This is a genomic window from Corynebacterium sp. HMSC036E10, from assembly GCF_001836265.1.
Classification (GTDB): Bacteria; Actinomycetota; Actinomycetes; order Mycobacteriales; family Mycobacteriaceae; genus Corynebacterium; species Corynebacterium coyleae.
On record NZ_KV827932.1, the window covers coordinates 1 to 23,876 of the forward strand.

21 protein-coding genes and 1 tRNA gene are annotated in these 23,876 nt (G+C 63.2%); 8 read left to right on the top strand and 14 right to left on the bottom strand.

Annotated features, from left to right (window positions below):
- Positions 1 to 508 precede the first annotated feature (508 nt).
- From purM to HMPREF2736_RS00765, 3 genes are read right to left on the bottom strand one after another with little or no spacing between them, the layout of a single operon-like run.
- The gene (gene purM / locus HMPREF2736_RS00755; protein WP_070483391.1) at positions 509 to 1,576 is read right to left on the bottom strand and encodes a phosphoribosylformylglycinamidine cyclo-ligase; all 1,068 of its coding nucleotides are present in this window, start codon (positions 1,574 to 1,576) and stop codon (positions 509 to 511) included.
- The gene (purF, locus tag HMPREF2736_RS00760; RefSeq protein ID WP_083322927.1) at positions 1,576 to 3,114 is read right to left on the bottom strand and encodes an amidophosphoribosyltransferase; all 1,539 of its coding nucleotides are present in this window, start codon (positions 3,112 to 3,114) and stop codon (positions 1,576 to 1,578) included. Before purF ends, purM begins: the two co-directional genes overlap by 1 nt.
- Before the next feature lie 15 nt (positions 3,115 to 3,129).
- Positions 3,130 to 3,507 carry a sterol carrier family protein gene (locus HMPREF2736_RS00765; RefSeq protein WP_070422523.1) on the bottom strand — a complete coding sequence of 126 codons (378 nt, stop codon included), beginning with the start codon at positions 3,505 to 3,507 and terminating at the stop codon, positions 3,130 to 3,132.
- 24 nt (positions 3,508 to 3,531) lie between these two features.
- Between HMPREF2736_RS00765 and HMPREF2736_RS00770 the strand changes: the two genes are divergently transcribed.
- The gene (locus HMPREF2736_RS00770; protein ID WP_070422522.1) at positions 3,532 to 4,542 is read left to right on the top strand and encodes an acyl-CoA thioesterase; all 1,011 of its coding nucleotides are present in this window, start codon (positions 3,532 to 3,534) and stop codon (positions 4,540 to 4,542) included.
- Here the strand turns inward: HMPREF2736_RS00770 and purL are convergent.
- From purL to purS, 3 genes are read right to left on the bottom strand one after another with little or no spacing between them, the layout of a single operon-like run.
- Positions 4,539 to 6,815 (bottom strand): phosphoribosylformylglycinamidine synthase subunit PurL, encoded by a 2,277-nt coding sequence (purL, locus tag HMPREF2736_RS00775; RefSeq protein WP_070828674.1) that lies wholly within the window; start codon positions 6,813 to 6,815, stop codon positions 4,539 to 4,541. The genes HMPREF2736_RS00770 and purL overlap by 4 nt on opposite strands.
- A 6-nt stretch (positions 6,816 to 6,821) precedes the next feature.
- Positions 6,822 to 7,496, bottom strand: a complete 675-nt coding sequence (gene purQ / locus HMPREF2736_RS00780) for a phosphoribosylformylglycinamidine synthase subunit PurQ (RefSeq protein WP_070828675.1) — start codon at positions 7,494 to 7,496, stop codon at positions 6,822 to 6,824.
- Positions 7,493 to 7,723: a phosphoribosylformylglycinamidine synthase subunit PurS gene (purS, locus tag HMPREF2736_RS00785; protein ID WP_070422519.1), complete on the bottom strand. Its 231-nt coding sequence runs from the start codon at positions 7,721 to 7,723 to the stop codon at positions 7,493 to 7,495. Before purS ends, purQ begins: the two co-directional genes overlap by 4 nt.
- Before the next feature lie 109 nt (positions 7,724 to 7,832).
- On the opposite strand from purS, the gene HMPREF2736_RS00790 reads away from it, so the two are divergent.
- The 4 genes from HMPREF2736_RS00790 to HMPREF2736_RS00805 are packed head-to-tail and all read left to right on the top strand — an operon-like array spanning position 7,833 to position 12,656.
- Complete coding sequence (locus HMPREF2736_RS00790) at positions 7,833 to 10,235, top strand: ExeM/NucH family extracellular endonuclease (protein WP_083322934.1); 2,403 nt, start codon at positions 7,833 to 7,835, stop codon at positions 10,233 to 10,235.
- Between the two features lie 16 nt (positions 10,236 to 10,251).
- A complete protein-coding gene (locus tag HMPREF2736_RS00795) occupies positions 10,252 to 11,151 on the top strand; it encodes a metal ABC transporter solute-binding protein, Zn/Mn family (RefSeq protein WP_083322928.1) in 900 nt (299 codons plus the stop codon).
- Positions 11,152 to 11,166: 15 nt separating this feature from the next.
- Entirely contained in the window at positions 11,167 to 11,838 is a 672-nt protein-coding gene (locus HMPREF2736_RS00800; protein ID WP_070568790.1) for a metal ABC transporter ATP-binding protein, read from the top strand.
- A complete protein-coding gene (locus HMPREF2736_RS00805; RefSeq protein WP_070828677.1) occupies positions 11,835 to 12,656 on the top strand; it encodes a metal ABC transporter permease in 822 nt (273 codons plus the stop codon). Before HMPREF2736_RS00800 ends, HMPREF2736_RS00805 begins: the two co-directional genes overlap by 4 nt.
- On the opposite strand, the gene HMPREF2736_RS00810 is transcribed toward HMPREF2736_RS00805, so the two are convergent.
- Genes HMPREF2736_RS00810 through HMPREF2736_RS00820 form a run of 3 tightly spaced genes read right to left on the bottom strand, consistent with a single transcriptional unit; the run spans position 12,638 to position 16,325 of the window.
- Entirely contained in the window at positions 12,638 to 13,312 is a 675-nt protein-coding gene (locus tag HMPREF2736_RS00810) for a DUF2334 domain-containing protein (protein ID WP_070828678.1), read from the bottom strand. The two genes, HMPREF2736_RS00805 and HMPREF2736_RS00810, sit on opposite strands and share 19 nt — an antisense overlap.
- An 8-nt stretch (positions 13,313 to 13,320) precedes the next feature.
- Complete coding sequence (locus HMPREF2736_RS00815) at positions 13,321 to 15,417, bottom strand: S9 family peptidase (protein WP_070828679.1); 2,097 nt, start codon at positions 15,415 to 15,417, stop codon at positions 13,321 to 13,323.
- 11 nt (positions 15,418 to 15,428) lie between these two features.
- On the bottom strand, positions 15,429 to 16,325 hold the full coding sequence (locus HMPREF2736_RS00820) for a phosphoribosylaminoimidazolesuccinocarboxamide synthase (protein ID WP_070422513.1): 897 nt from the start codon (positions 16,323 to 16,325) through the stop codon (positions 15,429 to 15,431).
- 19 nt (positions 16,326 to 16,344) lie between these two features.
- Here HMPREF2736_RS00820 and HMPREF2736_RS00825 point away from each other — a divergent pair, with 19 nt between their 5' ends.
- Entirely contained in the window at positions 16,345 to 16,872 is a 528-nt protein-coding gene (locus HMPREF2736_RS00825) for a hypothetical protein (protein ID WP_070828680.1), read from the top strand.
- Here HMPREF2736_RS00825 and purB read toward each other — a convergent pair.
- Positions 16,869 to 18,302 carry an adenylosuccinate lyase gene (purB, locus tag HMPREF2736_RS00830; protein WP_371326397.1) on the bottom strand — a complete coding sequence of 478 codons (1,434 nt, stop codon included), beginning with the start codon at positions 18,300 to 18,302 and terminating at the stop codon, positions 16,869 to 16,871. The two genes, HMPREF2736_RS00825 and purB, sit on opposite strands and share 4 nt — an antisense overlap.
- A complete protein-coding gene (gene purD / locus HMPREF2736_RS00835) occupies positions 18,299 to 19,549 on the bottom strand; it encodes a phosphoribosylamine--glycine ligase (RefSeq protein ID WP_070828682.1) in 1,251 nt (416 codons plus the stop codon). The genes purB and purD overlap by 4 nt, the downstream gene beginning before the upstream one ends.
- Before the next feature lie 31 nt (positions 19,550 to 19,580).
- Between purD and HMPREF2736_RS00840 the strand changes: the two genes are divergently transcribed.
- Positions 19,581 to 19,997, top strand: a complete 417-nt coding sequence (locus tag HMPREF2736_RS00840) for an HIT family protein (protein ID WP_070422510.1) — start codon at positions 19,581 to 19,583, stop codon at positions 19,995 to 19,997.
- On the opposite strand, the gene HMPREF2736_RS00845 is transcribed toward HMPREF2736_RS00840, so the two are convergent.
- From HMPREF2736_RS00845 to HMPREF2736_RS00855, 3 genes are all read right to left on the bottom strand, one after another.
- Positions 19,975 to 21,369 (bottom strand): sensor histidine kinase, encoded by a 1,395-nt coding sequence (locus HMPREF2736_RS00845; protein ID WP_070422509.1) that lies wholly within the window; start codon positions 21,367 to 21,369, stop codon positions 19,975 to 19,977. The genes HMPREF2736_RS00840 and HMPREF2736_RS00845 overlap by 23 nt on opposite strands.
- Before the next feature lie 15 nt (positions 21,370 to 21,384).
- The gene (locus HMPREF2736_RS00850; protein ID WP_070422508.1) at positions 21,385 to 22,089 is read right to left on the bottom strand and encodes a response regulator transcription factor; all 705 of its coding nucleotides are present in this window, start codon (positions 22,087 to 22,089) and stop codon (positions 21,385 to 21,387) included.
- A 165-nt stretch (positions 22,090 to 22,254) separates the two neighbouring features.
- A tRNA-Thr gene (locus tag HMPREF2736_RS00855) sits at positions 22,255 to 22,327 on the bottom strand.
- A gap of 66 nt (positions 22,328 to 22,393) precedes the next feature.
- On the opposite strand from HMPREF2736_RS00855, the gene HMPREF2736_RS00860 reads away from it, so the two are divergent.
- Entirely contained in the window at positions 22,394 to 23,842 is a 1,449-nt protein-coding gene (locus HMPREF2736_RS00860) for a threonine/serine exporter ThrE (RefSeq protein ID WP_246822022.1), read from the top strand.
- Positions 23,843 to 23,876 lie beyond the last annotated feature (34 nt).

The following is a 23,876-nucleotide window of genomic DNA, read 5'->3' on the forward strand; positions in this document are numbered from 1 at the left end:
GCATGCATAGTATGCGCTTTAAGGGTGTTTTCAGGCGAAACCCGCCTGTTTGAATCGCGACCTGCGGAAATGCCGGAACACCACCCGAAAACGTCCTAGAAATGGTCGGAAAGATTGTTCAACGACCGTGGAAACGGCCTGAAATGGTCGTAACGTGCGGATTGTTCAGCAATCCACACCACCGCCCTACCCCCGCAAATTACCCCCGTTTTACGAGCACAGACGCAACAACAGCGCTCAAGACACGAAAACAGGGTGTTTCACGCCCGTCTGCGCCGCCACAACGACCATCGTCTAGCTCCCCGAAACGCCAACCAGACGATCAGCTCCATAGTGACAATGACCCTCAACACCACCTGGGGGTTTGGAGCCGTCGAAACGAGACCGTCTAGCAACATCACGAGACCAGCTAGACGACCAGCAAAAGACACCGCGCCCTAAAAGCAGAAACGGGCTGATACGAGAACGAATCCTCGTATCAGCCCGAAAACAGGCCTAGCGATCGCGTTTAGTACTGCGGGTGGGAGCCTGTCAGCACGGCGCGTTTCTCGTCGCCTTCGCTGGTGGCGCGGACCTCGCCGAGCACCCACGCATCCACGTGACGGGCGGCCAGGATGGCCAGGGCGCGATCGCGGTCTTCCTCGGCAACGACGGCAGTCATGCCGACGCCCATGTTGAAGGTCTTCTCCATCTCCTCGTCCGGGACCTGGCCGACGGACTTGATGGTGCGGAAGATCGGACCTGGGGTCCAGGTGTTGCGGTGCATCTCTGCGACAAGGCCCTCAGGAATGATGCGTTCCATGTTGCCTGCCAGGCCACCGCCGGTGACGTGGCAGAACGTGCGGACCTCGCACTCGGCGGCCAGTTCTAGGCAGTCGAGTGCGTAGATGCGGGTTGGCTCGAGAAGTTCCTCGCCGAGCGTGCGGCCCAGCTCTTCCATCTCGGCGTCCAGGGGCAGGCCGGCGCGCTCGAGAAGCACGTGGCGGGCCAGGGAGTAGCCGTTGGAGTGCAGGCCAGACGATGCCATACCGATGATGATGTCGCCCTCGCGGACCTTTTCAGGACCAAGCAGTTCCGAGGCCTCAACGACACCGACGGCGGTGGCGGAAACGTCGTAGTCGTCCGGCTCCATCACGCCGGGGTGTTCAGCGGTCTCGCCGCCGAGCAGAGCACAGCCAGCCTGGACGCATCCCTCGGCGATGCCGCCGACGATTTCGGCGACCTTCTCCGGCACGACCTTGCCAATAGCGATGTAGTCCTGCAGGAACAGCGGCTCGGCACCACAGACGACAAGATCGTCTACGCACATTGCGACGAGGTCGATACCGATGGTGTCGTGCTTGTCCATCGCCTGCGCAATGGCCAGCTTGGTGCCCACGCCGTCAGAGCCTGCTGCCAGCAGTGGCTCCTTGTACTTGCCCAGCGCGAACAGGCCTGCAAAGCCGCCGAGGCTGCCACGAACCTCAGGACGGGTGGCGCGCTTGGCGTGCGGGGCGAACAGTTCGACGGCCTTATCGCCGGCCTCGATGGATACGCCGGCGGCCTCGTAGGAAACTGGGGTCTGCTCAGTGGTCATTAGGCTTCAGCACCTTTCTGGATGCGTCGGACAAGGTCGGCGTTGGGGTTACCGTCGGGCAGCCCCAGGGGGTATTTGCCTGTAAAGCAGGCGGCACAAAGGTTGTCTTCGTGTTGGTTCGTGGAGGCGATCATGTCGTCGATAGGCACGAACGCGAGCGAGTCCGCCCCGATCATGGTGCGGATCGACTCCGCGATCGCCTCATCGGAATCAGTACGGCCGTGGTTGGCGATGAGTTCGCCGGGGCTTGCGAAATCGATGCCGTAGAAGCACGGCCACTTCACCGGCGGCGACGCGATACGCACGTGCACCTCGGCGGCGCCGGCTTCGCGCAGCATGCGGATGAGTTTGCGCTGGGTGTTGCCGCGCACGATGGAGTCGTCGACAACGATGAGCTTTTTGCCCTCGATGACTTCGCGCACCGGGTTCAGCTTCAGGCGCAGGCCCAGCTGACGCAGGGTGTCCGACGGCTGAATGAAGGTGCGGCCGACATAGGCGTTCTTCATCAGGCCCTGCTTGAACGGGATGCCGGACTCTTCCGCGTAGCCGATGGCGGCGGGGGTGCCGGATTCGGGCACCGGCATTACCAGGTCGCCGTCCACCGGGGTGACGCGGGCGAGACGGCGGCCGATCTCGATGCGCGACAGGTTGACGGTCTGGCCGTCGATGATGGAGTCGGGGCGGGCGACGTAGACGTACTCGAACACGCAGTGCGCCTTCGGGGTCTCGGCGAAGCGTTCGGAGTGGACGCCCGCGTTATCAATCGCCACAAGCTCGCCCGGCTCGATATCGCGCACGAACGAGGCGCCGACGATGTCCAACGCACACGTCTCGGAGGCGATCACCCAACCGCCGTCGAGGCGGCCCAGCGACAGCGGGCGCACGCCGTGCGGGTCGCGCGCGGCGTAGAGGGTCTGGCCGTCGGTGACCATGAAGCAGAATGCGCCTTCGACGCGTGGGAGGAGTTCCCGTGCGGCGTCGAGAAGCGTCTTGTCCTCAGTGACCAGATCCGCCAGCAACGCAGACACCACAGCGGTGTCTGAGGACGAGCCCTGTCCATCCACGCCCGACGCCGGGATGAGCTTGCGCTCGATCGCTTCTTCTTCGAGTTCCTTGAAGTTCACCAGGTTGCCGTTGTGCGCCAACGCAATGTCGGTGCCATTGGGCGAGGTGCGGAACATCGGCTGGACGTTTTCCCAGGAGTTCCCGCCAGCTGTGGAGTAGCGGGTGTGGCCGATCGCCACATCGCCCTGCAACGCCTCCAGGACAGGTTCGTCAAAGACCTGGCTGACCAGGCCGGTGTCTTTAAACACCACGACGTTGTCCTTGTCGCCTACGGCAATGCCGGCGCCTTCCTGGCCGCGGTGCTGCAGCGCGAACAAGCCGAAGTAGGTCAGCTTGGACACGTCCTCGCCCGGTGCCCAGACACCGAACACGCCACATTCGTCGCGTGGTTCGTCGGCCTTGTCAACACGGTCGACAAGGCTGTTTTCGAAGTTGGTCTTCCCCGTGGGGCTCTTCGTATGCACGACAAACACTGTATCCGAGGAATGTCAGCGGAGGGCAATTACTGGAAGACCCGCCGCGATCTCGCCTGCGCGCGATCCGGAAGCATCCACGTTGCCTTGCGCGAGTTCTTCCTCGAAGGTGGTTAAACCGGTGGCCAGTCGCATCCAGGTGCGGGGATCCATCTCCACCACGTTTGGCGGCGTGCCACGAGTGTGGCGTGGGCCTTCGACGCATTGCACGGCCACAAATGGGGGCACGCGCAGTTCCACGGAGTGGCCGGGGAGTTCTTCGGCGAGGGTGCGCGCGGTTCGTCGACAAGCATTTGCAATCTCGCTTCTCGACGACTCCTCATCCCCCTCAATCCATGCTTTGACCGCATCGACGGCCTGGCGTGTCAGTATCGGGTCCTGCTTTTGCACCATGTGGACCCATATTAAGGTGTCGGCATGTCCAAAACCCATGTAGTTGCTACCGAACGCTCCCCGCGCGTCACCCTGCGGTTTATGGCCTCCCCCACCGATGTGCTCCACTACGGCGCACAGGGTGTCTCCGGTGGTCGTGTGCTGGAGTGGATCGATAAGGCCGCCTACGCTTGCGCCGCCCAGTGGTCCGCCACCTACTGTGTGACCGCGTATGTGGGCCACATTCACTTCACCCGCCCGATCCCTTCGGGCCACATTGTGGAGGTGCGCTCGCGCATCGCCATGACGGGGCGATCCTCGATGCACATTGTCAACGAGGTGCTTTCCGCCGACCCGCGCGAGGGCGTGTTCACCCGCGCCTGCGACTGCCTGGTCATTTTCGTGGCAAAGGACCCGGACACGGGCAAGTCCATGCCTGTGCCGACATTCGTTCCGACCAACGCCGAGGAGCGCCGCGTGGCCGAAGCAGCAAAGTCGCGCATCGACCTGCGCAAGGCCATTGAGGCGGAGATGGAGTCGCAGACATACACCGACGACTCCACGGCGCAGCGCATCGTGCACCGTTTTATGGCGAAACCAACCGATGTGAACTGGGGCGGCAACGTCCACGGTGGCACCGCCATGGAATGGATCGATGAGGCCGGCACGGCCTGCACCATGGAATGGTCCGGGGAGCGCACCGTCGCCGTCTACGCGGGTGGTATTCGCTTCTACCACCCGGTGCACATCGGCGACCTGATTGAGGTGGATGCGCGCATCACCCGTACGGACGCGCGTTCCATTCACACCTCAGTGCACCTGCGCGCGGGCGACCCGCGTGGTGGCCGCGACAACTTGAAGGATGCGATCCACGCGACGTTTACCTACATCGGCATGGATATCGACGGCACCCCGCTGCCGGCACGTAAGTTCACGCCGGTTACGGATGAGGACAAGCGCCTCTGGGATCACACGCAGACGCTGAAAGACCTGCGCGCACAATATGAGCCGGTGCCCATTGTAGAACAGGCACCGGCTATGCAGCGGACGGACTAGACGGCCGCGTTCGGCGCGGTTGCGGCTGCGAAGTGCGACGGCATGGTCGCAGCCCACGCATCGGCAAGCTCCTGCACGGAGATTTCTTCGCTGGCGACGCGCAGGACGCCGTCGCCAGTCGTGTCGCCAAGCACTGCGACCGGGATGCCGGCTGCGGTAGCACGCTCGACCGCTGCTTCTGCGCGGTCACGAGAGACTGCTACGAGCACGCGGGATGCGGACTCGGAGAACAGCGCGGTAAACGCGTCCTCGTGGACGCCTTCGAGGTTCAACTCAGCGCCCTTCTTGGAGCCGAGCAGCATCTCGAACACAGCCTGGGACAGGCCGCCCTCGGACAGGTCGTGTGCTGCTGCTACACCGGCTGCGTTGCCGCCGAGGAACTGCGCAAGGCGTTCCTCGTTAGCAAGGTCCACCTGCGGCGGAAGGCCCGACAGGCCAGCGCCGGAGATGTCCTGCCACACGGAACCGCCGAACTCGTCCTTGGTTTCGCCGAGCAGGACCAGGGTGTAGTCCTCCTCATCTGCGGGCAGGGCGTGCGGGATTGCCTGGGCAACGTCCTCGATGACACCGAGCACACCAACAACCGGGGTCGGCAGGATCGGGGTCTCGCCGGTCTGGTTGTAGAAGGAGACGTTGCCGCCGGAGACCGGGATTTCCAGTTCGGCGGAGCCGTCTGCCAGGCCGTGGACTGCTTCGCGGAACTGCCACATCACGTCCGGGTTTTCCGGGGAGCCGAAGTTCAGGCAGTTGGTTACCGCAAACGGGGTGGCGCCGGTGACGGCGACGTTGCGGTAGGCCTCTGCCAGCGCCAGGCGTGCGCCCATATTCGGGTCCAGGTAGGTGTAACGGCCCGACGCGTCTGCGGAGATGGCGACGCCGCGGTTGGTCTCCTCGTTGATACGCAGTACACCGGAGTTGGCGTACTTGGCCTGTACGGTGTTGCCGCGCACGTAGCGGTCGTACTGCTCGGTGATGAAGTCACGCGAGCACAGTGCCGGGGAGGCAACCATCTTCAGCCAGGCATCCTTGATGTCCGCCTGCTTATCGACGACACCACCGCCCTGCACCTCATCCAGCCACGCCGGACGTGCGTACGGGCGCTCGTAGACCGGGCCTTCGTCAATCGTTGACGGCGGCGCGTCCACCACGAGTTCACCGTTGTGGAATACCTGCAGGCGGTCCTTGTCGGAGGTGACCTCACCGATGACGGAGGCCAGCACGTCCCACTTGGCGCAGATTTCCATGAACTTGTCCACGTCCTCCGGCGCCACTACAGCACACATGCGCTCCTGGGACTCGGAGGCGAGGATCTCTGCTGCGGACATGTTCTCAGCGCGCAGCGGCACGTTGTCCAGGTTGACGGTCATGCCGCCGTCGCCGGATGCAGCCAGCTCGGAGGCGGCACACGACAGGCCACCGCCGCCGAGGTCCTGAATGCCTTCGACCACACCTGCGGCGTAGAGCTCGAGGCAGCACTCGATGAGCACCTTCTCCGCGAACGGGTCGCCCACCTGGACTGCCGGAAGCTTGCGCTCTTCGCCTTCCTCGAAGGTGGCGGAGCCCAGCACGGACACGCCGCCGATGCCGTCGAGACCGGTGCGGGAGCCAAACAGGATGACCTTGTTGCCGGTGCCGGATGCGAACGCGAGGTGGAGGTCCTCCACCTTCAGGGTGCCCACACACAGGGCGTTGACCAGCGGGTTACCGGCGTATGCTTCGTCGAAGACGGTCTCGCCGCCGATGTTCGGCAGGCCCAGGCAGTTGCCGTATCCGCCGATGCCGTGGACCACACCCGGCAGGACGCGCTTGGTGTCCTCGGCGTCGATCGGGCCGAAGCGGAGCTGGTCCATCACGGCGATCGGGCGGGCACCCATGGCCATGATGTCGCGGACGATGCCGCCGATGCCGGTGGCAGCACCCTGGTACGGCTCGACGAAGGAGGGGTGGTTGTGGCTTTCCACACGGAAAGTCACGGCGTCGCCGTCTCCGATGTCTACCACGCCAGCGTTCTCACCGATGCCGGCGAGGATCTTCTTTTCCATCTCCTCGGTCATGGTCTGACCGAAGTAGCGCAGGTGCGTCTTGGAGGACTTGTAGGAGCAGTGCTCCGACCACATCACGGAGTAGAGCGTGAGCTCCGCGTCCGTTGGGCGGCGGCCGAGGATTGCCTTGATCTTCGCGTATTCGTCATCCTGCAACCCGAGTTCCGCGTACGGCTGCTCAAGGTCAGGGGTGTCGACGGCGTTTTCAACGGTGTCATTGTGCACAGTCATGGTCTTTTACGCTCCGATCTTCGAAATCGCGTCGATGGCGGAAGTGAACAGGCCCAACCCGTCGGCAGACGGCCCGGTGAGCGTCTCAATCGCATGCTCCGGGTGCGGCATGAGCCCCACAACGCGGCCGGTTTCGTTGGTCACGCCGGCGATTGCGTTGATGGAGCCGTTGAAGTTGTCGGTGTAGCGGAAGACCACGCGGCCTTCCTTCTCCAGCGCCTCGATGGTTTCCGGGGACGCCTGGAAGCGGCCTTCGCCGTGCTTGGCAGGCACGTAGATGCGCTCGCCCAACTGGCTGGTCCATGCGGTGTCGTTGTTGGCTACTTCAAGGTAGGTGTCCACGCAGTGGAAGTTCAGGCCCTGGTTGCGGGTCAGCGCGCCAGGCAGCAGGCCGGCTTCGGTGAGGATCTGGAAGCCGTTGCAGATGCCAAGGACCGGCATGCCCTTCTTCGCGGCCTCCACAACAGCGCCCATCATCGGGGCCTGCGCGGCGATCGCGCCGGAGCGCAGGTAGTCGCCGTAGGAGAAGCCACCCGGGACGACAACGGCGTCGACGCCAGTCAGGTCGTTGTCGGCGTGCCAGAGTTGCTTCGGCTCGGCACCGGCGAGGCGGACGGCGCGCAGCGCGTCAACGTCGTCGAGGGTGCCGGGAAAAGTAATGACTCCGATAGTTGCGCTCATCGCACAACCTCGAAGTCTTCAATCACAGTGTTAGTCAGCAGGGTTTCCGCCATGCGCTGCAGTTCGGCGTCGGTGACGGAGTCGTCCACCTCGATCTCGAATCGCTTGCCTTGGCGGACGTCGCTCACCCCCTCGACACCGATGCGGCCCAGTGCGCGCAGCACCGCCTGACCCTGGGGGTCAAGAATTTCGGCCTTGGGCATGACATTGACGACGACTCGTGCCATGAGAATCCTTCACATTTCGGGAGGTTGATCGACCTTTGCGGTACGGCAGCGAGTATATCGGACGGACAGACGCGTCCAGCAATATCGGATGACCGGCTACGTTAAGGGAATGTTTCGGGCTCGTCTGCTGTGGTTAGTGCTGGTGTCGTCGTTAAGCATCGCGCTTGTGCCACACGCTGAGGCGGTGGTGATCAACGAGGTCTACGGTGGCGGCAGCAACGCGCAGGCGCTACTGAACGCGGACTTTGTGGAACTGTTCAACCCCACCGGTCAGGACGTTTCAATCGACGGCTGGGAGCTGGAGCAGTTTTCCGCCAAGGGCAACTCCGGCACGGTGGTTGAGTTGTTCGGGGTGGTGCCGGCGGGTGGGTATTACCTGATCAGCGGGGTTTCCGGCGAGACGGGAGCCGATCTGCCGGCGCCGGACCGTGAGGCCGCGTTTAACTTTTCTGCCACGAGTGCGGTTGCGGTGCTGCGCAACGCGGACGGCGAGGTAGACCGTGTGGCTTGGGGTGATACGCCACCCGATCTCGCGGAGGGCACACCCGCCGAGAAGACGACGAACCAACTGTCCATCCAGCGCGTCACCGATGGCGCGGATACCGACAACAACGCCGCCGATTTCCGCGCGGGTGCCCCCACTCCGCGCAATTCTGGGATCGCGCAAGCAGATCCGCGGGTGTTGACCATCGCGGAGATCCAAGGCACCGGTGCGACCACTCCATATGAGTCAGCGACCGTGATCACCACCGGCGTAGTCACGGCAGTCTACGACGAGGGCGGCAAGCGCGGCTTCTTCATGCAGACGGGCGGATCCGGCCAGCCGAAGCAGCCGGGGGACGCCTCGGACGGCATTTTCGTGTTCGTGGGCAAGCAGGGCCGCTATCCCGCCCACGGCGATTCGGTGCGAGTGGAAGGCACGGCGAAGGAGTTCTACGGCCAGACCCAGATTTCAGCGAGCAGCATCTCGCTTCTCGACGACCCCCTGCCCGCCCCAACGCCCATCCCCCTCGATGCCCTACCGGCGGGCGACGCCGCCCGCGAGCCTTACGAGGGCATGCTGGTCAGGCCCGGCGCCTACACCGTGACCGGCAATGACAACCTCAGCCAGTACGGCACCGTGGGTCTGGCACCGGGCGCCGAGCCGCATTTTTGGCCCACGGAAAAGATCCGCCCCGACGCCCACCAGGTAGCGCGGATGAGCGCGCAGCAGGCGGCGGAGTTCGTCAACCTCGACGACGGACGCACCCGCAACTACGCCAAAGAACCCGACGTGCCACTGCCGTACATTTCCCACACGAGGTCCATCCGCACATTCGACACCGTGGCCTTCCAACAAGATGTGGTGGTGGGCTACAACAACGGGGATTGGACGTTCCAGCCGTTGCGCCCAATCACCGGTCAAACCCGTGCCGAAGATCTGCCGATCACCTGGGACGATTCCCGCGCAGGCATCCTCGATGAGCCAGCGAAGGTACGCGGGAATTTGTCCATCGGGTTTTTCAACGTGATGAATTACTTCACCCACTTCCCCGACATCGACCCGGAGACCGGCTGCACGAACTGCCACCTGTTCCGCGGCGCGCACGATGCGCAGGCCCTCGCGCTGCAAGAGGCGAAACTCGTGAACGCAATCAACCGGCTCGACACCGCCATCCTCGGCCTGTCAGAGGTGGAGAACACCGCCCGCACCACAGGCGATGTCGCCCGGCGCGACGAGACGCTGCAGCACTTGGTCGATGCGCTCAATGCTGCGGCGGGGGAGGATCGGTGGGCGGTGGTGTCGTCGCCAAGCGAGCTTGGCACTCGCGAAGATGCGATCCGCGTGGCGTTTATTTACCAGCCGGCGAAGGTGCGTCCGGTTGGGCAGTCGCGCATTTTCGACGACCCCACGTTCACCGGCATCGCCCGCCAGCCGCTCGCCCAGGAGTTCGCGCCTGTCGCCGGCGGTGACCACATTGTTGCGGTGGTGAACCACTTCAAGTCCAAGGGCACAGTCTCGCGTAATGACGACGCCACCGCCGACGGCCAAGGCAACAACGCCCGACTCCGCGCAGACATGTCGCGGACGCTGCTGGAACACCTCGACATGCAAGACGACTGGCACGGCCTACCCACGTTCCTCATCGGCGACTTCAACGCGTACTCCCAAGAAGACGCGATCGCCGTGCTCAACGACGCCGGCTACGCCACGATCCCGCAGGAACGCCCGTCGTATCAGTACGACAACAAGGTAGGCTCACTCGACCACGTGTTAGCCAACGATGCCGCGATGGACCTCGTGAAAGATTCCCTGGTGTGGGCGATCAACAGCGACGAACCGCTCATCGACGAGCCCGGGACCCCATTCCGGTCCTCCGATCACAATCCGGTGAAGGTGGGTTTCGACGCCACCAGCTCACAGTCGTTGTCGTACCTCCGCGCCGGGTGGATTGTGGGCGCGGTGTTGTTGATGGCACTGCTCGCAGCACTGGTTCTTCGTCCGAAACAGATTGAAAACAGTTTCCAATAGTGATTGAATACCGCGTATGCACAATCGTTTTCAGGCCAAGACCCTTGCCACGCTGGCTGCACTCACTCTTGCAGGCACCGCGCTGACCGCATGCTCTACGGAGTCCGAAGACGCGGCCGAAGGTTCCGGCATCATCGCCACCACCGGGGTGTGGGCAGATGTTGCCGCCGCCGTGACCGGGGAGGACGTGGATGCGATCATCACCGGCGACGCTGTAGACCCGCACCACTTCGAGCCGTCCGCCAAGGACCTGTCTCGTATCAAGGAGGCGGCGACGGTCGTCGCTAATGGTGGCGCCTACGACGCGGCCTTGTACACCGTCGCGGAGCAGGACCGCATCGTGCACGCCATCCCGCTGCTCGACCACGCAGAGCACGAGCACGCCCACAGCGATCACCTGCCGGAGTCCCTCGACGAGTTGGAGCACGCCTGGTTCGCACCGTCAAAGGTCCGCGAGGTAGCCGATGCGGTGGCGCAGCGTACCGGTGGGGATGCTGGGGTCGTCGATACGCGAATTGCTGCGATCGAGGAGAAGCTCGCTTCCGTGCCGCACGTGCACATCGGCATGACCGAGCCGATCGCCGCCGGGCTTGTATGGGGCACTGAACTGCACGACATCACCCCGGAGGAGTACGTCAAGGCCAGCCTGAACCACCAGGAGCCGTCTGCGGCTGCGGTGTCGGCGTTTTTGAACCAGATCAAACAGGGCGACATTGACATGCTTTTCGTCAACCCACAGAGCACCAACAGCGCCACCGAACGGTTGGCCGCTGTCGCGCAGATGAAAAATGTCCCCATTGTTGAGATTCGGGAAACTCCCCCGGCAGGCGAGAACTTCCTCGACTACTTTGAGAAGATCGTGGACCAAATCGTGGAGATCGCCAACAACGCCGAGCCGAGCTTCCACCACCATTAGTCAGGACATACACATTTGATTGCTGAGCTACGCGGCGCCGCCGTCGACCCGTTGTGGTCGGGCCTCGACCTGACCATTGAACGCAGCGAATTCATCGCGGTGCTCGGCCCCAATGGGGTGGGCAAATCCACCCTGTTGGGCACGTTCATGGGAACCCGCCGCCTCACGCACGGCTCGGCGGAAGTGCACGGCCGCATCGGGTTTATCCCGCAGCAACACATGTTCCCCAAAGACCTCCCCGTTCGCGGGCGTGACCTGGTCAAACTTGCAATGGGGAAACGTACAAAACCAGAAGACGTCGAGGCGCAGCTTGCCTCCGTCGGCGCGCAATCGTTCGCCGACCGCCGCGTCGGCATCCTCTCCGGTGGGCAGCAACAGCTCATCCGCCAAGCACAAGCCTTCGCACAGGATCCGGAGCTTGTGCTTGCCGACGAACCCCTGCTCTCCCTCGACCCCGCCCGCGCACGCGATACTGTTGAGCGTTTAGCAGGGCACCCAGCTGCCGTAGTGTGCGTGACGCACTCCATCAACCCGGTGCTCGACGTGGTGGACCGAGTGCTCTACATCGGACCTGAGGGCCACGTCATCGGGCCCGTGGCCGAGGTAATGCGCTCGGAGGTGCTTAGCGAGCTCTACGGCACACGAGTAGACGTTGTGGAAGTCGACGGACGGATGGTGGTCCTGTGAGCACGTTTATCGCCGATACCTCGTACCTGCTTGGCCAGGACTTCGTCCAGACCACGCTCATCGCGTGTGCGTTTCTGGGCATCCTGTCAGGCGTGATGGCGCCACTGATCGTGCTGCGCCAGATGTCGTTTTCGGTCCACGCCACCTCTGAGCTAGCGCTCATGGGCGCGTCCGCCGCGCTGTTGTTCGGCCTCAACGTCGGATTCGGCGCGGTCGCGGGTGCGATCGTGGCGGCGCTGGTACTCGCTGCGCTGGGGCTGAAAGGCCAGCAAGATTCCGCCGTGGGCGTGGCGATGAGTTTCGGCATGGCCCTATCCGTGCTGTTTATCCACCTCTACCCCGGCAACTCCAACCGTGCGCTGGCACTTCTGACGGGCCAGATCGTGGGTGTGTCCGCCCAGAACGTGATGCTGTTGGCGGCAACCACGGTCCTGGTCGCCGTCGCGGTTGTCGTGTTGTGGCGCCCGTTGCTGTTCGCCTCCGCGGATCCGGTGATGGCAGCCGCGTGCGGTGTCCCGGTACGCACGATGGCGCTGGTGTTCGCGGTGCTGGTCGGCATCGCTTCCGCACAGTCGGTGCAGATCGTCGGCGCACTGCTGGTCATGTCGATGCTGATCACGCCCGGCGCGGCCGCCGCCCAAGTCACCGCGAACCCGGTGCGTGCCGTGTGGCTGTCAATCCTGTTCGCCGAGGTTTCCGCGATCGGCGGCATGGTGCTCTCGCTCGCCCCTGGCGTGCCGGTGAGCGTGTTCGTGGCGTTTATCTCTTTCGGCATCTACCTCGTGTGCCGGGCGATCGCTTACCTGAAGGCGCGGTAGTCGGCAGGTTTTGCGCCAGCCTCGATGGCCTCAGCCGCCGCAGCGAGGAAGTCGCGGCGCACCTTCTTCTGCCCCAACTCACGCCCGGACACGGACAGGCGGATCGTGTTGCCTTTCTCCGCGCCGCGCCCGGCGGCCTTGATCACGTTTCGGCGCCACCACTTCGCCGCACCGTAGCCCTCACCCACCGACAGGTTGCGGGCCTGAGCAAACTCTCCGCGAGCCAGCCGGTAGATCCCCTTCGTCGACGCCGCGACCACAAACCCGAACTCCCCCATCACCTCAAGCGTACCCTCGGACATGCGCCAACGCGGCGGGGCAAACATGTCCAGGTCAAAGCCCAGCGCAGCCATCTGGCGGGTCGCCCCCTTTAAGCGCAGCCGTGCTTCGTGGGCACCGAGGGTGGCAAACTCGCTGCGCCTACCCTGCACCGGCTGGTCGAACCCGTTGAGCAGCAGCGCACGTGTATCGTGCTGCTCTGCAAGCCAACCCCTGGTGGTGGTGTCTTTGGCCAGGTGCCAGGTGGCGTCGATATGCGGCGCCACAAGCAGCGACACCGGCACGCGTTCCTTATCCAGGTCGCGCACCATGCTTGTCACGTCGTCCAACGTGGCGTCGAAGATGGACGAGATAGAGACAAGCAAGCTGCCGGGCATAGCCGGGATTATCGCACAGGTTCGTCGACTGCGCCCGACTTCACCAACGTCCATGCGTACTCAAACGCGGTCTGCTTCCACTTGGCGTACCGGCCCGATACGCCGCCGTGGCCTGCGGACATTTCGGTCTTGAGCAGGATCTCGCCACCGGTGGCTACCTCGCGCAGTTTTGCCACCCACTTCGCGGGCTCCACGTAGAGCACACGGGTGTCGTTCAGGCTGGTAATCGCCAGAATGTCCGGGTAGTTCTGCGCCTTGACGTTCTCGTACGGGGCGTATGTAGCCATGTAGTCGTAGACGGTGACGTCGTGGTACGGGTCGCCCCATTCCTCCCACTCGCCGACGGTCAGCGGCAGTTCGGGTTTCAGGATGGAGGTCAGCGGGTCCACGAACGGCACGATCGCCTGGATGCCGGCGAACTTCTCCGGGGCCATGTTCGCCACCGCGCCCATCAGCAGGCCACCTGCGGAACCGCCCTCGGCGACCATCTGCTCGTGCGTGGTCAGCCCCTCGGCCACTACGGCGTCGGCACATGCGATGAAGTCGGTGAACGTGTTCACCTTGTGCAGCATCTTGCCGTTGTCGTACCAGCCTCGGCCCATCTCGCCGCCGCCGCGCACGTGGGCGCACGCCCAGATCATGCCGCGATCCAGCAGCGACAGCCTCGCTACAGAGAAGCCCGGGTCCATCGACGCCTCATACGAGCCGTAGCCGTACAGCAAAAGCGGCGCAGGGCCTGTGACACCCTTGCGACGCACCACGGATACCGGCACCTTCGCGCCATCCTTCGCGGTGGCCCACACGCGGAAGGCCTCGTAGTCGTCGGCGTTGTAGCCGCCTTCGACTTCCTGTTCCTTCAGCAGCGTCATCTCACCGGTCGCCACCTCATAATCAACGACCTGCGACGGCTGCGTGTACGAGGAGTACACGATACGCACCACCGGCGCGTCCCACTCCGGGTTGCCGCCGAGGCTCGCGGTGTAGAGCTCCTCAGAGAACTCAAGCTCGGTGAACTCGCCGAAGCCATTGCTTAGCGACGACACCGCCAACCGCGGAATCCCTCCCCGGCGATACCCCATGAACATGAAGTCGCGGTACGTATCGATGCCCTCGATACGCATCGAATCTGAGTGCTCCACCAGCACGTCCAAATCGCGCAGGGCCGGCAACTCACCGACCGGCGTGGTGGCCACACAGAAGTTCGGCCCGTGGGCATTGTGGGTGATCACCCACTGCTCTTTACCGTCCATCACGCAGTAGTCCGGGTGGTACTCAATGCCGGACTCGCGCGGCCACAGCACCTCGAACTCACCGGTCGGGTTGTGCAAATCCAGCACCCGGTACTCCGAGGTCAGCGAAGAGGACGTCACAATCATGAGGAACCGCTCGGCGCGGTCCGCCCCCACACCGACGCCGAATTTCTCGTCCGTCTCTTCGTAGATCAGCACGTCGTCTTCGGCCGGGGTGCCCACCTTGTGGCGCCAGACCTGGTGGGGGCGCCAAGCGTCGTCCACACGCACGTAGAACAGGTACTCTTCGCCGGCCCAGGTGGCGCCGTAGAAGATGTTGTCGAGGCAGTCGTCGAGAAGCTCGCCCGTCTCAAGGTTCTTAATGCGCAGCGTGAAGCGCTCGTCGCCTTCAGTGTCGTAGGAGTAGGCCAACAGACGACCGGTCGTGGCCACCGACGAGGCGCCCAGGGAGAAGAACTCGTGGCCTTCTGCCAGTTCGTTGATGTCCAGCAGAACCTGCTCGTCCGCCATGTGGTCGTTGACCTCGGGCGGTGTCCACGGCTCGTCACGCGTCGGCACACGGCAGGAAATGCCGTAGTTCTTGCCCTCAATGGTGCGGCCGTAGTACCACCAGTCGCCCTGGCGCTGCGGCACGGACATGTCCGTTTCCTTGATGCGGGACTTGATCTCGGCGTAGATGTCGTCGACAAGACCCGTCCAAGCGGCAGTCTTCGACTCCGTGTAGGCGTTTTCAGCTTCGAGGTAACTGATTACCTCGGGGCTTTCTTTGTCCCGCAGCCACTCGTAGTCGTCGATAAAGTCGCGGCCGTGGAACGATCGTGTAATCGGGTGCTTCGCAGCTTTCGGAGCAGTCATACCCGGAGAGCCTACGCGTGCTCCCCCGGCCACTCAGAGAAGCGTCGGCCACTGAGGCGCTCGTACGCCTCGATGTAACGGTCGCGGGTGGCCTCCACCACGGATCCGGGCAGTTCAGGCGGCTGCACACCATCGGCTGGGTCCCAACCGGACTTCGAGCTTGTCAGCCAGTTGCGCACGTACTGCTTGTCAAAGCTCGGCTGGACCACGCCCTCTTCGTAGCTGTCGGCTGGCCAGTAGCGGGAAGAATCCGGGGTGAGGACTTCGTCGGCAAGCACGAGCTCACCGTTTTCGTCCAAACCGAACTCAAACTTGGTGTCCGCGAGGATGATGCCCTTGGTCTCCGCGTACTCGGCGGCACGGGTGTAGACATCCAGCGTTGCTGCACGCAGGCGCTCAGCCAGGTCAGAACCAACCTTGTTGGCCACGAACTCAAAGGTGACGTTCTCGTCGTGGTCGCCCTGCTCCGCCTTGGTCGCCGGGGTGAAAATCGGCTCAGGCAACTTCGATGCCTCAGTTAGGCCCTCCGGCAGTTTCACACCACAGACGCGGCCAGTGGCGTCGTATTCCTTCTTGCCAGAGCCGGTGAGGTAACCACGCGCAACGCACTCGAAGGGCACCATGTCGAGCTTCTTGACCACCATGGCGCGACCGAGGACCTCTTCGGGAATGCGCTCGTCGTCAATCGGCCCCGCAAGATGGTTCGGGACATCGCCGAGCAGGTCGAAGAAGAACATCGACGTTGCGGTGAGGATACGCCCCTTGTCCGGAATGGCCGGCTCGAGCGAGAAATCGAACGCCGAAATACGGTCGGATGCCACCATCAGCAGCGTGTTGTCATCGACTTCGTAAATTTCGCGGACCTTGCCGCCGGCGAGATGGGCATAATCAGAAAGCTCTGGACGCATGCGCGTTAGTATATTCCCCGTGATCAAACGCGCGACTGCAGTCCTACTCCCCCTCGTTTTGGCTGCGTGCGGCACCCCTTCGGAGTTCGCTGGCAACATGCCAGCGTTTGAACCAACCCGCGACGGCACCACATTGTCCTTCGGCGACACCGCCCGCGTGGTCACCGAGGATGTGAGCTTCCACGTCCCCGTGCAGTGGGACGTCACCGTCGGTGCCCCCAAAACGCGGCGCGCTCCACGCAGCGCCGAGCAGGCAAACATGCTCGTGTGTTTCCCCGTCACGTTCACCCCGGTTGCGGTGGGTGAGTTCCCCGTGGACGTCACCGTCACGCTGCCGAAGCTCACGCTTGTCGACGACACCCTCACCGCCAACACCGCCAACCCCGAATACTGCGGCGAAAGCACCATCACCGGCTACACCCCGGACCTCACCGGGACCCAGCACGGCTATGTGGCCTCCTGGTCCGGCACAGCGGACCCAGGTGTGGTGGCCACCGGCGTCGAGGTCAGCACCCGCGACGCGACGGTGACCTTTACTTCTTCCTAGAGGATGTCGCCCGGGGTGTAGTTCGCCGCCTCCGGGTGGGCATCCACAACCTTCTGGATGCGCGCAAGCACACGATCCACCTGCGCCTCGGCTGCACCGATGAACGCGTGGCGGTCCTCCAACGCTTCGTCCAACGCGGCCTTGTCCAGCGGAAGGCGCTCGTCGTCAGCCAAGCGCTCCACAAGGTTCTGCTCTGCGCCGCGCTCGCGCATGTCCAGGGCCATGGCCACGGCGTTTTCCTTGATCACTTCGTGTGCGGTCTCGCGGCCGACACCCGCGCGCACCGACGCCATAAGGATGCGGGTGGTGGCGAGGAACGGCAGGTAGCGGTCCAGCTCACGGTTGATCATGGCCGGGAACGCGCCGAACTCGTCGAGCACGGTCAGCATGGTTTCCAGCTGGCCGTCAATGGCGAAGAACGCGTCCGGTAGCGCCACGCGGCGCACCACGGAGCAGAACACGTCGCCCTCGTTCCACTGTTGGCCAGCAAGGTCGCCAACCATGGTGAGGTAGCCACGCAGGATGACCTGGAAGCCACCGACGCGCTCGCAGGAGCGTGCGTTCATCTTGTGCGGCATCGCCGAGGAACCAACCTGGCCTTCCTTGAAGCCCTCCGTGACCGTCTCGTTGCCGGCCATGAGGCGGATCGTGGTGGCCAGCGACGACGGGCCTGCACCCAACTGCACCAGCGAGGACACCACGTCGAAGTCGAGCGAGCGCGGGTACACCTGACCCACCGAGTCAAAGACGCGGTCGAAGCCGAGACCTTCTGCGATGCCCTGCTCGAGCTGCGCCAGCTTGGCCTCGTCGCCACCCATGAGATCCAGCATGTCCTGCGCGGTACCCATCGGGCCCTTGATGCCGCGAAGTGGGAGCCGATCCAGCAGTTCCTCAATGCGTTCGATGGCCACCAGGATCTCATCGGCAGCAGAGGCGAAACGCTTGCCCAGCGTGGTGGCCTGCGCCGCAACGTTGTGGGAGCGTCCAGCCATGACCAGGGACTTGTACTCGCTAGCGCGGTTGCCCACCGCCTTGAGCAGTGCGACTGCCTTGTCGCGGGTCAGTTCCAGTGCCTTGCGCACCTGGAGCTGCTCCACGTTTTCGGTCAGGTCGCGCGAGGTCATCCCCTTGTGGATCTCCTCGTGGCCCGCCAGCGCATTGAACTCCTCAATGCGTGCCTTCACGTCGTGGCGGGTGACCTTCTCGCGCTGCGCGATCGAGTCCAGGTCGACCTTGTCGATGACCTTCTCGTAGTCCTCGATAGCGCCCTCGGCGACCTCGACACCGAGTTCCTTTTGGGCCTTGAGCACTGCGATCCACAGTTGGCGCTCAAGGATGATCTTGTGCTCCGGAGCCCACAGGGTGGCCATCTCCGGGGAGGCATAACGGTTGCTCAGAACATTGGAATTATTCGGTTTCACGGCATTTATCCTAGGGAAATAGCGCCTTCGATGGCGGGGCGGGCGATGTCTTTGCGGTAGAAGGATCCGGGCAGTTCGATGCCCTCAATGATGCGGTACGCGTTGTCCACGGCCTCCTTGAGCGTTGCGCCATTGCCGACGACACCAAGCACACGGCCACCAGACGCCACATAATTGCCGTCCCCTTCCTTGGTGCCTGCGTGGAGGACCTTCGTCGGGTCATCGAGTGCGTCGCCGGTGATCACACCACCGGTCTTTGCGGCCTGCGGGTAGCCCTCGGCAGCCAGCACGACCATGGCAGCGAACCCGTCACGCCACTGCAGCGGCTCGATCTCACTCAAGCGACCTTGTGCGACAGCCAGCAGCACGTCCGCCAGCGGGGTCTCCAACAACGACAGCACGGCCTGGGTTTCCGGGTCGCCGAAGCGGGCGTTGAACTCCACAACCGCCGGGCCTTCCGGGCCCCACGCGGCACCGATGTAGAGCAGGCCCTGGTACGGAATGCCACGGTTGACCATTTCGGTGGCCACGGGGCGGGCGATGTCGTCGACAAGCACCTGCACCCCATTCTCCGGCAACCACGGCAGCGGCGCGTACGCACCCATGCCACCGGTGTTCGGGCCTTCGTCATTGTCGTAGGCGCGCTTGTGGTCCTGGGCCGGCAGCAGCGGCACAACCGTCTCACCGTCGACGAGGCAGAACAGGGACACCTCAGGGCCTTCAAGGAAGGACTCGAACAACACCGGGTTGCCAGCTGCGATGACAGCCTCTGCGTGCGCCTTGGCTTCGGCGCGGTCCTCGGTGACCACAACGCCCTTGCCGCTTGCAAGGCCGTCGTCCTTGACCACGTAGCGCGGCCCGTACTCGTCAAGCGCTGCCTCGATGGTGTCGGCGGATTCCACGCGGGTCGCCGTCGCCGTCTTCACACCAGCTGCCGCCATGACTTCCTTGGCAAACGCCTTCGAGCCCTCAAGCTGCGCGGCCGCCTTCGTTGGTCCGAAGACGGGGAAGCCGGCGTCGATCAGCGCGTCGGCTGCACCCGCAACCAACGGCACCTCAGGTCCGATGACCACAAGTTCCGCGTCGATCTCACGGGCGAGCGACACAATATCTACTGGGGACGACACGTCGAGCGGACGCACCGTGGCCAGGCGGGACATACCCGCGTTACCCGGCGCGACAGTGAGCTCATTGCCGTGCATTGCATGGAGAAGGGCGTGTTCCCGGCCGCCCGAACCGATGACAAGGATGCGCATGCGATCCAACTTACCGGTAGCGTCGGAGACTATGAGCACTGTATTCAGCAAAATTATTGCAGGCGACATCCCGGGCCGAATTGTGTACCAGGACGACAAGGTCGCAGCCTTCCTCACCATCGAACCGGTCGCGTACGGCCACACGCTGGTCGTTCCCATCGAAGAGATTGACAAGTGGACCGACATCCCGGCGGACCTGTGGGCGCACATGAATGAGGTGGCGCAGAAGGTCGGACGGGTGATCGTCGATAAGTTTGATGCGCAGCGCGCGGGCTACCTCATCGCAGGATTCGAGGTCCCCCACGCCCACATCCACGTCTTCCCCGCCAACGACATGTCCGGCTACTCGCTGGCCAGCGCAATGCGTGCCGACGAAACCGACGCCGCCAAGATGGACGCCGCCGCCGACACCATCCGCGAAGGCATTAAGCAGCTGGAAGCGAAATAGTAAACGTCGAGCCCTCGCCCGGCGCCGTATCGACAACCACGGTGCCGCCGTGGGCCTCGATCAGCGACTTGGTAATCGCCAACCCCAACCCCGAGCCTCCGCCCGAGCTGCGGTTGCGCGATGCATCCGCACGGTAGAAGCGCTCAAAGATGTGCTCGGCGTCCTTCTGTTCCATGCCGCAGCCATTATCCGCAATGTCGAGGACCACACGGTCCAGGTTGTGACGGATCGTGATGGTCACCTCAGCATCCGGGCCCGCATGCTTGAACGCGTTGGTGACCAGGTTGACCACCACCTGGCGTAGCCGGCCGGGATCTCCCACCACGACAGGGACGTCTGGGGTGTCCTTGACCACGTCCACCACCCGCTCTGGGTAGGCGGCGTGCATCGAGTCCTTCACCGAAAGCGCAAGCTCGAGCACATCCACCTCCTGCTTCTCCAGGCGGGAACCCTCCGCACGGGTTAGCGCCAGCAGGTCCTCGACGAGCAGCTGCATACGCGCGGACTCTTCATCGATCTTGCTCAGCACCATTTGCGGGTCATCCACCATGCCCTTGCGGTACAGCTCGGTGTATCCGCGCACGCTGGTGAGCGGTGTACGCAGTTCGTGTGAAGCATCGCCAACGAAGCGGCGCATCTGCTCTTCCTGCGTTTTCGCATTTTCCAGCGATTCTTGCAAGCGGCTCACCATGGTGTTCATGGCAAACGACAGACTGCCCACTTCTGTCTCACGTGGCCAAGCGGGCACTCGCCTGTCGGTATCGCCTCCGGCGATCGCCAGAGCGGTGTTTTCCACAATCTTTAACGGAGCCAACGCACGTGCCACGAAGTAGTTACTTGCAATGCCAATGCCGACGAGCACCAGAGCCCCAACCAGCGCCTCAATCTGTGCCAGGGAGCGCAACATCCGGTACTCCGACTCCAGCGACTTCGCCACATACTGCACGGAGCCGTCGGACTGCTCCGTGGCAATGGCACGCCAGCGCTTCACAGTCGTCGTATTTGGGTCGCTGAGATCAGAAGTGATCGTGACCAACTGTCCGAAGTCAGTCGTTTTGATCTGGCTCCAATCTGGCGAGTTGACCTCCCCCGGGCGCGACACCATCACGCCCCGGTCCGGGTACAGCCTGGATTGGGTGAACTCACTCGGCAGGTTCCAAGGGTTGAACTGCCACACCGGCCCCTGGTGCGCCCACGTATCCAAGCCTTCCCGCAGCTGGTCGTCTGCACGGTCCAGCAGCAGGTTGCGCATGAGGAAGTAGATCAGCACGGAACTCAGTGTCGTACCGATCACGGAGATGACCATCACGGTGGTGACAAGTTGCCGCTTCAGTGGCTTCTTTGTCGGCCCCGTAAATAAGGAATACGCCATAACGTTGCGAAAGGCCTACTGGCGTGGGGTGCGCAGCACGTAACCGACACCACGGACCGTGTGGATCAGCGGCACATCGCCCGTGTCTACCTTGCGGCGCAGGTAGGAAATGTAGGACTCGACCACGTTGCCGTCGCCGCCGAAGTCGTAGTGCCACACGTTGTCCAGGATCTTCGCCTTGGACACGACCACCTCAGCGTTGAGCATCAGGTAGCGCAGCAGGTTGAACTCCGTCGGGGAGAGCTCGACGATCTCGCCGGCTTTGGTGACCTCGTGGGTGTCGTCGTTAAGCGTCAAGTCCGCATAACGCAGAGTGGAATCCTGGTTCGAATCGTCCACCACGTTGCCGCGCCGCAGGATCACACGCAGGCGCGTGATCACCTCTTCGAGCGAGAACGGCTTGGTCACGTAATCATCCGCGCCAATGGTCAGGCCGTGGATACGGTCCTCCACGGCATCCTTTGCTGTCAGGAACAGCACCGGACTGTCAAGTCCTTCTGCTCGTAGCTTGCTGAGCAGCTCAAAGCCGTCCATCTCCGGCATCATCACGTCCAGGATGTACGCATCCGGGCGGGAGGTGCGCGCCAGCTCGAGGGCTTCCGCACCAGAGTTGGCGGTCTCCACATCAAAACCCTGGAACTTCAGAGACACCGTCAACAGTTCGACGATGTTCGGCTCGTCATCAACAACCAGCACCTTGAGGTTCTGCGAGTCAGCCATGGTTTGTGTTCTCCTTAATTTTTGCGGCAATCATGCACTTGCCACGATTAAACAACACAACGCTGTACGTCGCCTGTGTACTTGCTGCCCAAGGTTGAGCAAGTCGATCTTTGTTCGCCAAAGAAAATGTCCCCTCGCCGATACGTATCGACGAGGGGACCCACGAGCTGGAGACGAGACTTGAACTCGCAACCTACGCATTACAAGTGCGTTGCGCTACCGATTGCGCCACTCCAGCAACGCGCTAGATCTTACACATAGCCCGTGGTCGCGCGAAAACCGCCAAGCCGATAGTGTGGCCTGTGTGGAAAAGAGATTGTGGGGAAAGCTCAGAGGTTCGCGCCAACGCTTAGCGACGATCGACGCTGCCCGCACCTCTCCTCCCCCATCCGTCCTCGCCCCGATCAACCTGACCGATCCGACCGAGGTCGCCGCGGTGATGAACATCGCCGCCCGCATCGGGGAAATCCTCATCGCAAACGCCACTACATCCGCGGATGCGATCAAGCAGATCCACACCGTGTGTTCGTCGTACGGCCTGCACTACGTGCACGTATCCATCACGGTGAACACGATTACGTTGAACACCATCATCGGCGTGGACCATCGCACCCCGGTCACCGTGTTCCGCGTGGTCACCATGATCAGCGAGAACTACCACAAACTGCAGGAAGTGGACCGCCTGATCCGCTCGATCCGCTCAGGTGCAACACCGCCTGAGATGGCGGAGAAGATTCTCGACGAGATCGACAACGCCCCCATCCCCTACCGCAACACCCGCAACTTGGCCGGCTGGACTGTGATGGGTTTCTTCGTCGCCATGCTGCTCGGCGGCGATTTGCTGCTCATGTTCTTCGGCGGCCTGACCGCGTTTCTCATCATGGGCTTTTCCAAGTTGCTCTCCCGTGGCGGGTTGCCCGGGTTTTTTCACAATGTGATTGGTGGGTTCGTCGCCACGCTGCCCGCTGCAATCGCCTATGACTTTTCCGCCTCGATCGGGCACACGATCAACCCCAGTCAGCTGATCGCAACAGGCATCATCGTCCTGCTTGCAGGTTTGACGCTGGTGCAATCGCTTCTCGACGGCGTCACCGGGTCCATGGTCAACGCCTCCGCCCGCTTCTTCCAAGCCATGTTGGGCACCGGCGGCATCGTCGCAGGCGTCGCCGCTGGCGTGCAGATTTCCGAGCTGGTCGGGATGCCACTGCCACCAGTCGAGGTGCTCCCAGCTGATGCGGCGTACAACAACGTGTGGCTGACCACCTTCGGTGGCGCGATGGCGGCAGCCTCGTTCGCGGTGTGTTGCTTTGCGGAACGAGCCGCTGTGCTGCTGTCCTTTGTCACCGCAGCGACAGGTTCATTCATCTTCTACATCGTGCTCACTCCGCTCGGCGCTGGCCGACTGTTGGCTATCGCGGCGTGTGCGGTCGCCGTCGGCTTGGCCGGCGGTCTCATTTCCCGTCGCTTCCTGATCAACCCGGTGATCACTGCTGTCGCCGGCGTGACCCCGTTCCTGCCCGGTTCGTGGATCTACCGCGGCATGTACGCACTGATGAACGAGCAGCTCCTGCTCGGCATGATGAACCTACTGACCGCGATCGGCACCTGCCTCGCCCTAGCCGGCGGTGTGGTGTTCGGCGAGTGGCTGGCCCGCCGCATCCGTGCCCCACAGCTCTACGTGCCGTACGAGGCGTTTAGGCGCGCTGGCCGGCTGACTTTCCAGCAGATTCGTCGGGTACGGCGCCGTCGTTAAGCAGGTGGCGTAGAATGATGGGGCTTTAGCTGTC

Coding starts and splice junctions, on each gene's coding strand:
- purM (WP_070483391.1), bottom strand. CDS start 1,576: ATGACCACTGAGCAGACCCCAGTTTCCTACGAGGCCGCCGGCGTATCC.
- HMPREF2736_RS00765 (WP_070422523.1), bottom strand. CDS start 3,507: ATGGTGCAAAAGCAGGACCCGATACTGACACGCCAGGCCGTCGATGCG.
- HMPREF2736_RS00770 (WP_070422522.1), top strand. CDS start 3,532: ATGTCCAAAACCCATGTAGTTGCTACCGAACGCTCCCCGCGCGTCACC.
- purL (WP_070828674.1), bottom strand. CDS start 6,815: ATGACTGTGCACAATGACACCGTTGAAAACGCCGTCGACACCCCTGAC.
- purQ (WP_070828675.1), bottom strand. CDS start 7,496: ATGAGCGCAACTATCGGAGTCATTACTTTTCCCGGCACCCTCGACGAC.
- purS (WP_070422519.1), bottom strand. CDS start 7,723: ATGGCACGAGTCGTCGTCAATGTCATGCCCAAGGCCGAAATTCTTGAC.
- HMPREF2736_RS00790 (WP_083322934.1), top strand. CDS start 7,833: ATGTTTCGGGCTCGTCTGCTGTGGTTAGTGCTGGTGTCGTCGTTAAGC.
- HMPREF2736_RS00795 (WP_083322928.1), top strand. CDS start 10,252: ATGCACAATCGTTTTCAGGCCAAGACCCTTGCCACGCTGGCTGCACTC.
- HMPREF2736_RS00810 (WP_070828678.1), bottom strand. CDS start 13,312: ATGCCCGGCAGCTTGCTTGTCTCTATCTCGTCCATCTTCGACGCCACG.
- HMPREF2736_RS00815 (WP_070828679.1), bottom strand. CDS start 15,417: ATGACTGCTCCGAAAGCTGCGAAGCACCCGATTACACGATCGTTCCAC.
- HMPREF2736_RS00820 (WP_070422513.1), bottom strand. CDS start 16,325: ATGCGTCCAGAGCTTTCTGATTATGCCCATCTCGCCGGCGGCAAGGTC.
- purD (WP_070828682.1), bottom strand. CDS start 19,549: ATGCGCATCCTTGTCATCGGTTCGGGCGGCCGGGAACACGCCCTTCTC.
- HMPREF2736_RS00840 (WP_070422510.1), top strand. CDS start 19,581: ATGAGCACTGTATTCAGCAAAATTATTGCAGGCGACATCCCGGGCCGA.
- HMPREF2736_RS00845 (WP_070422509.1), bottom strand. CDS start 21,369: ATGGCGTATTCCTTATTTACGGGGCCGACAAAGAAGCCACTGAAGCGG.
- HMPREF2736_RS00850 (WP_070422508.1), bottom strand. CDS start 22,089: ATGGCTGACTCGCAGAACCTCAAGGTGCTGGTTGTTGATGACGAGCCG.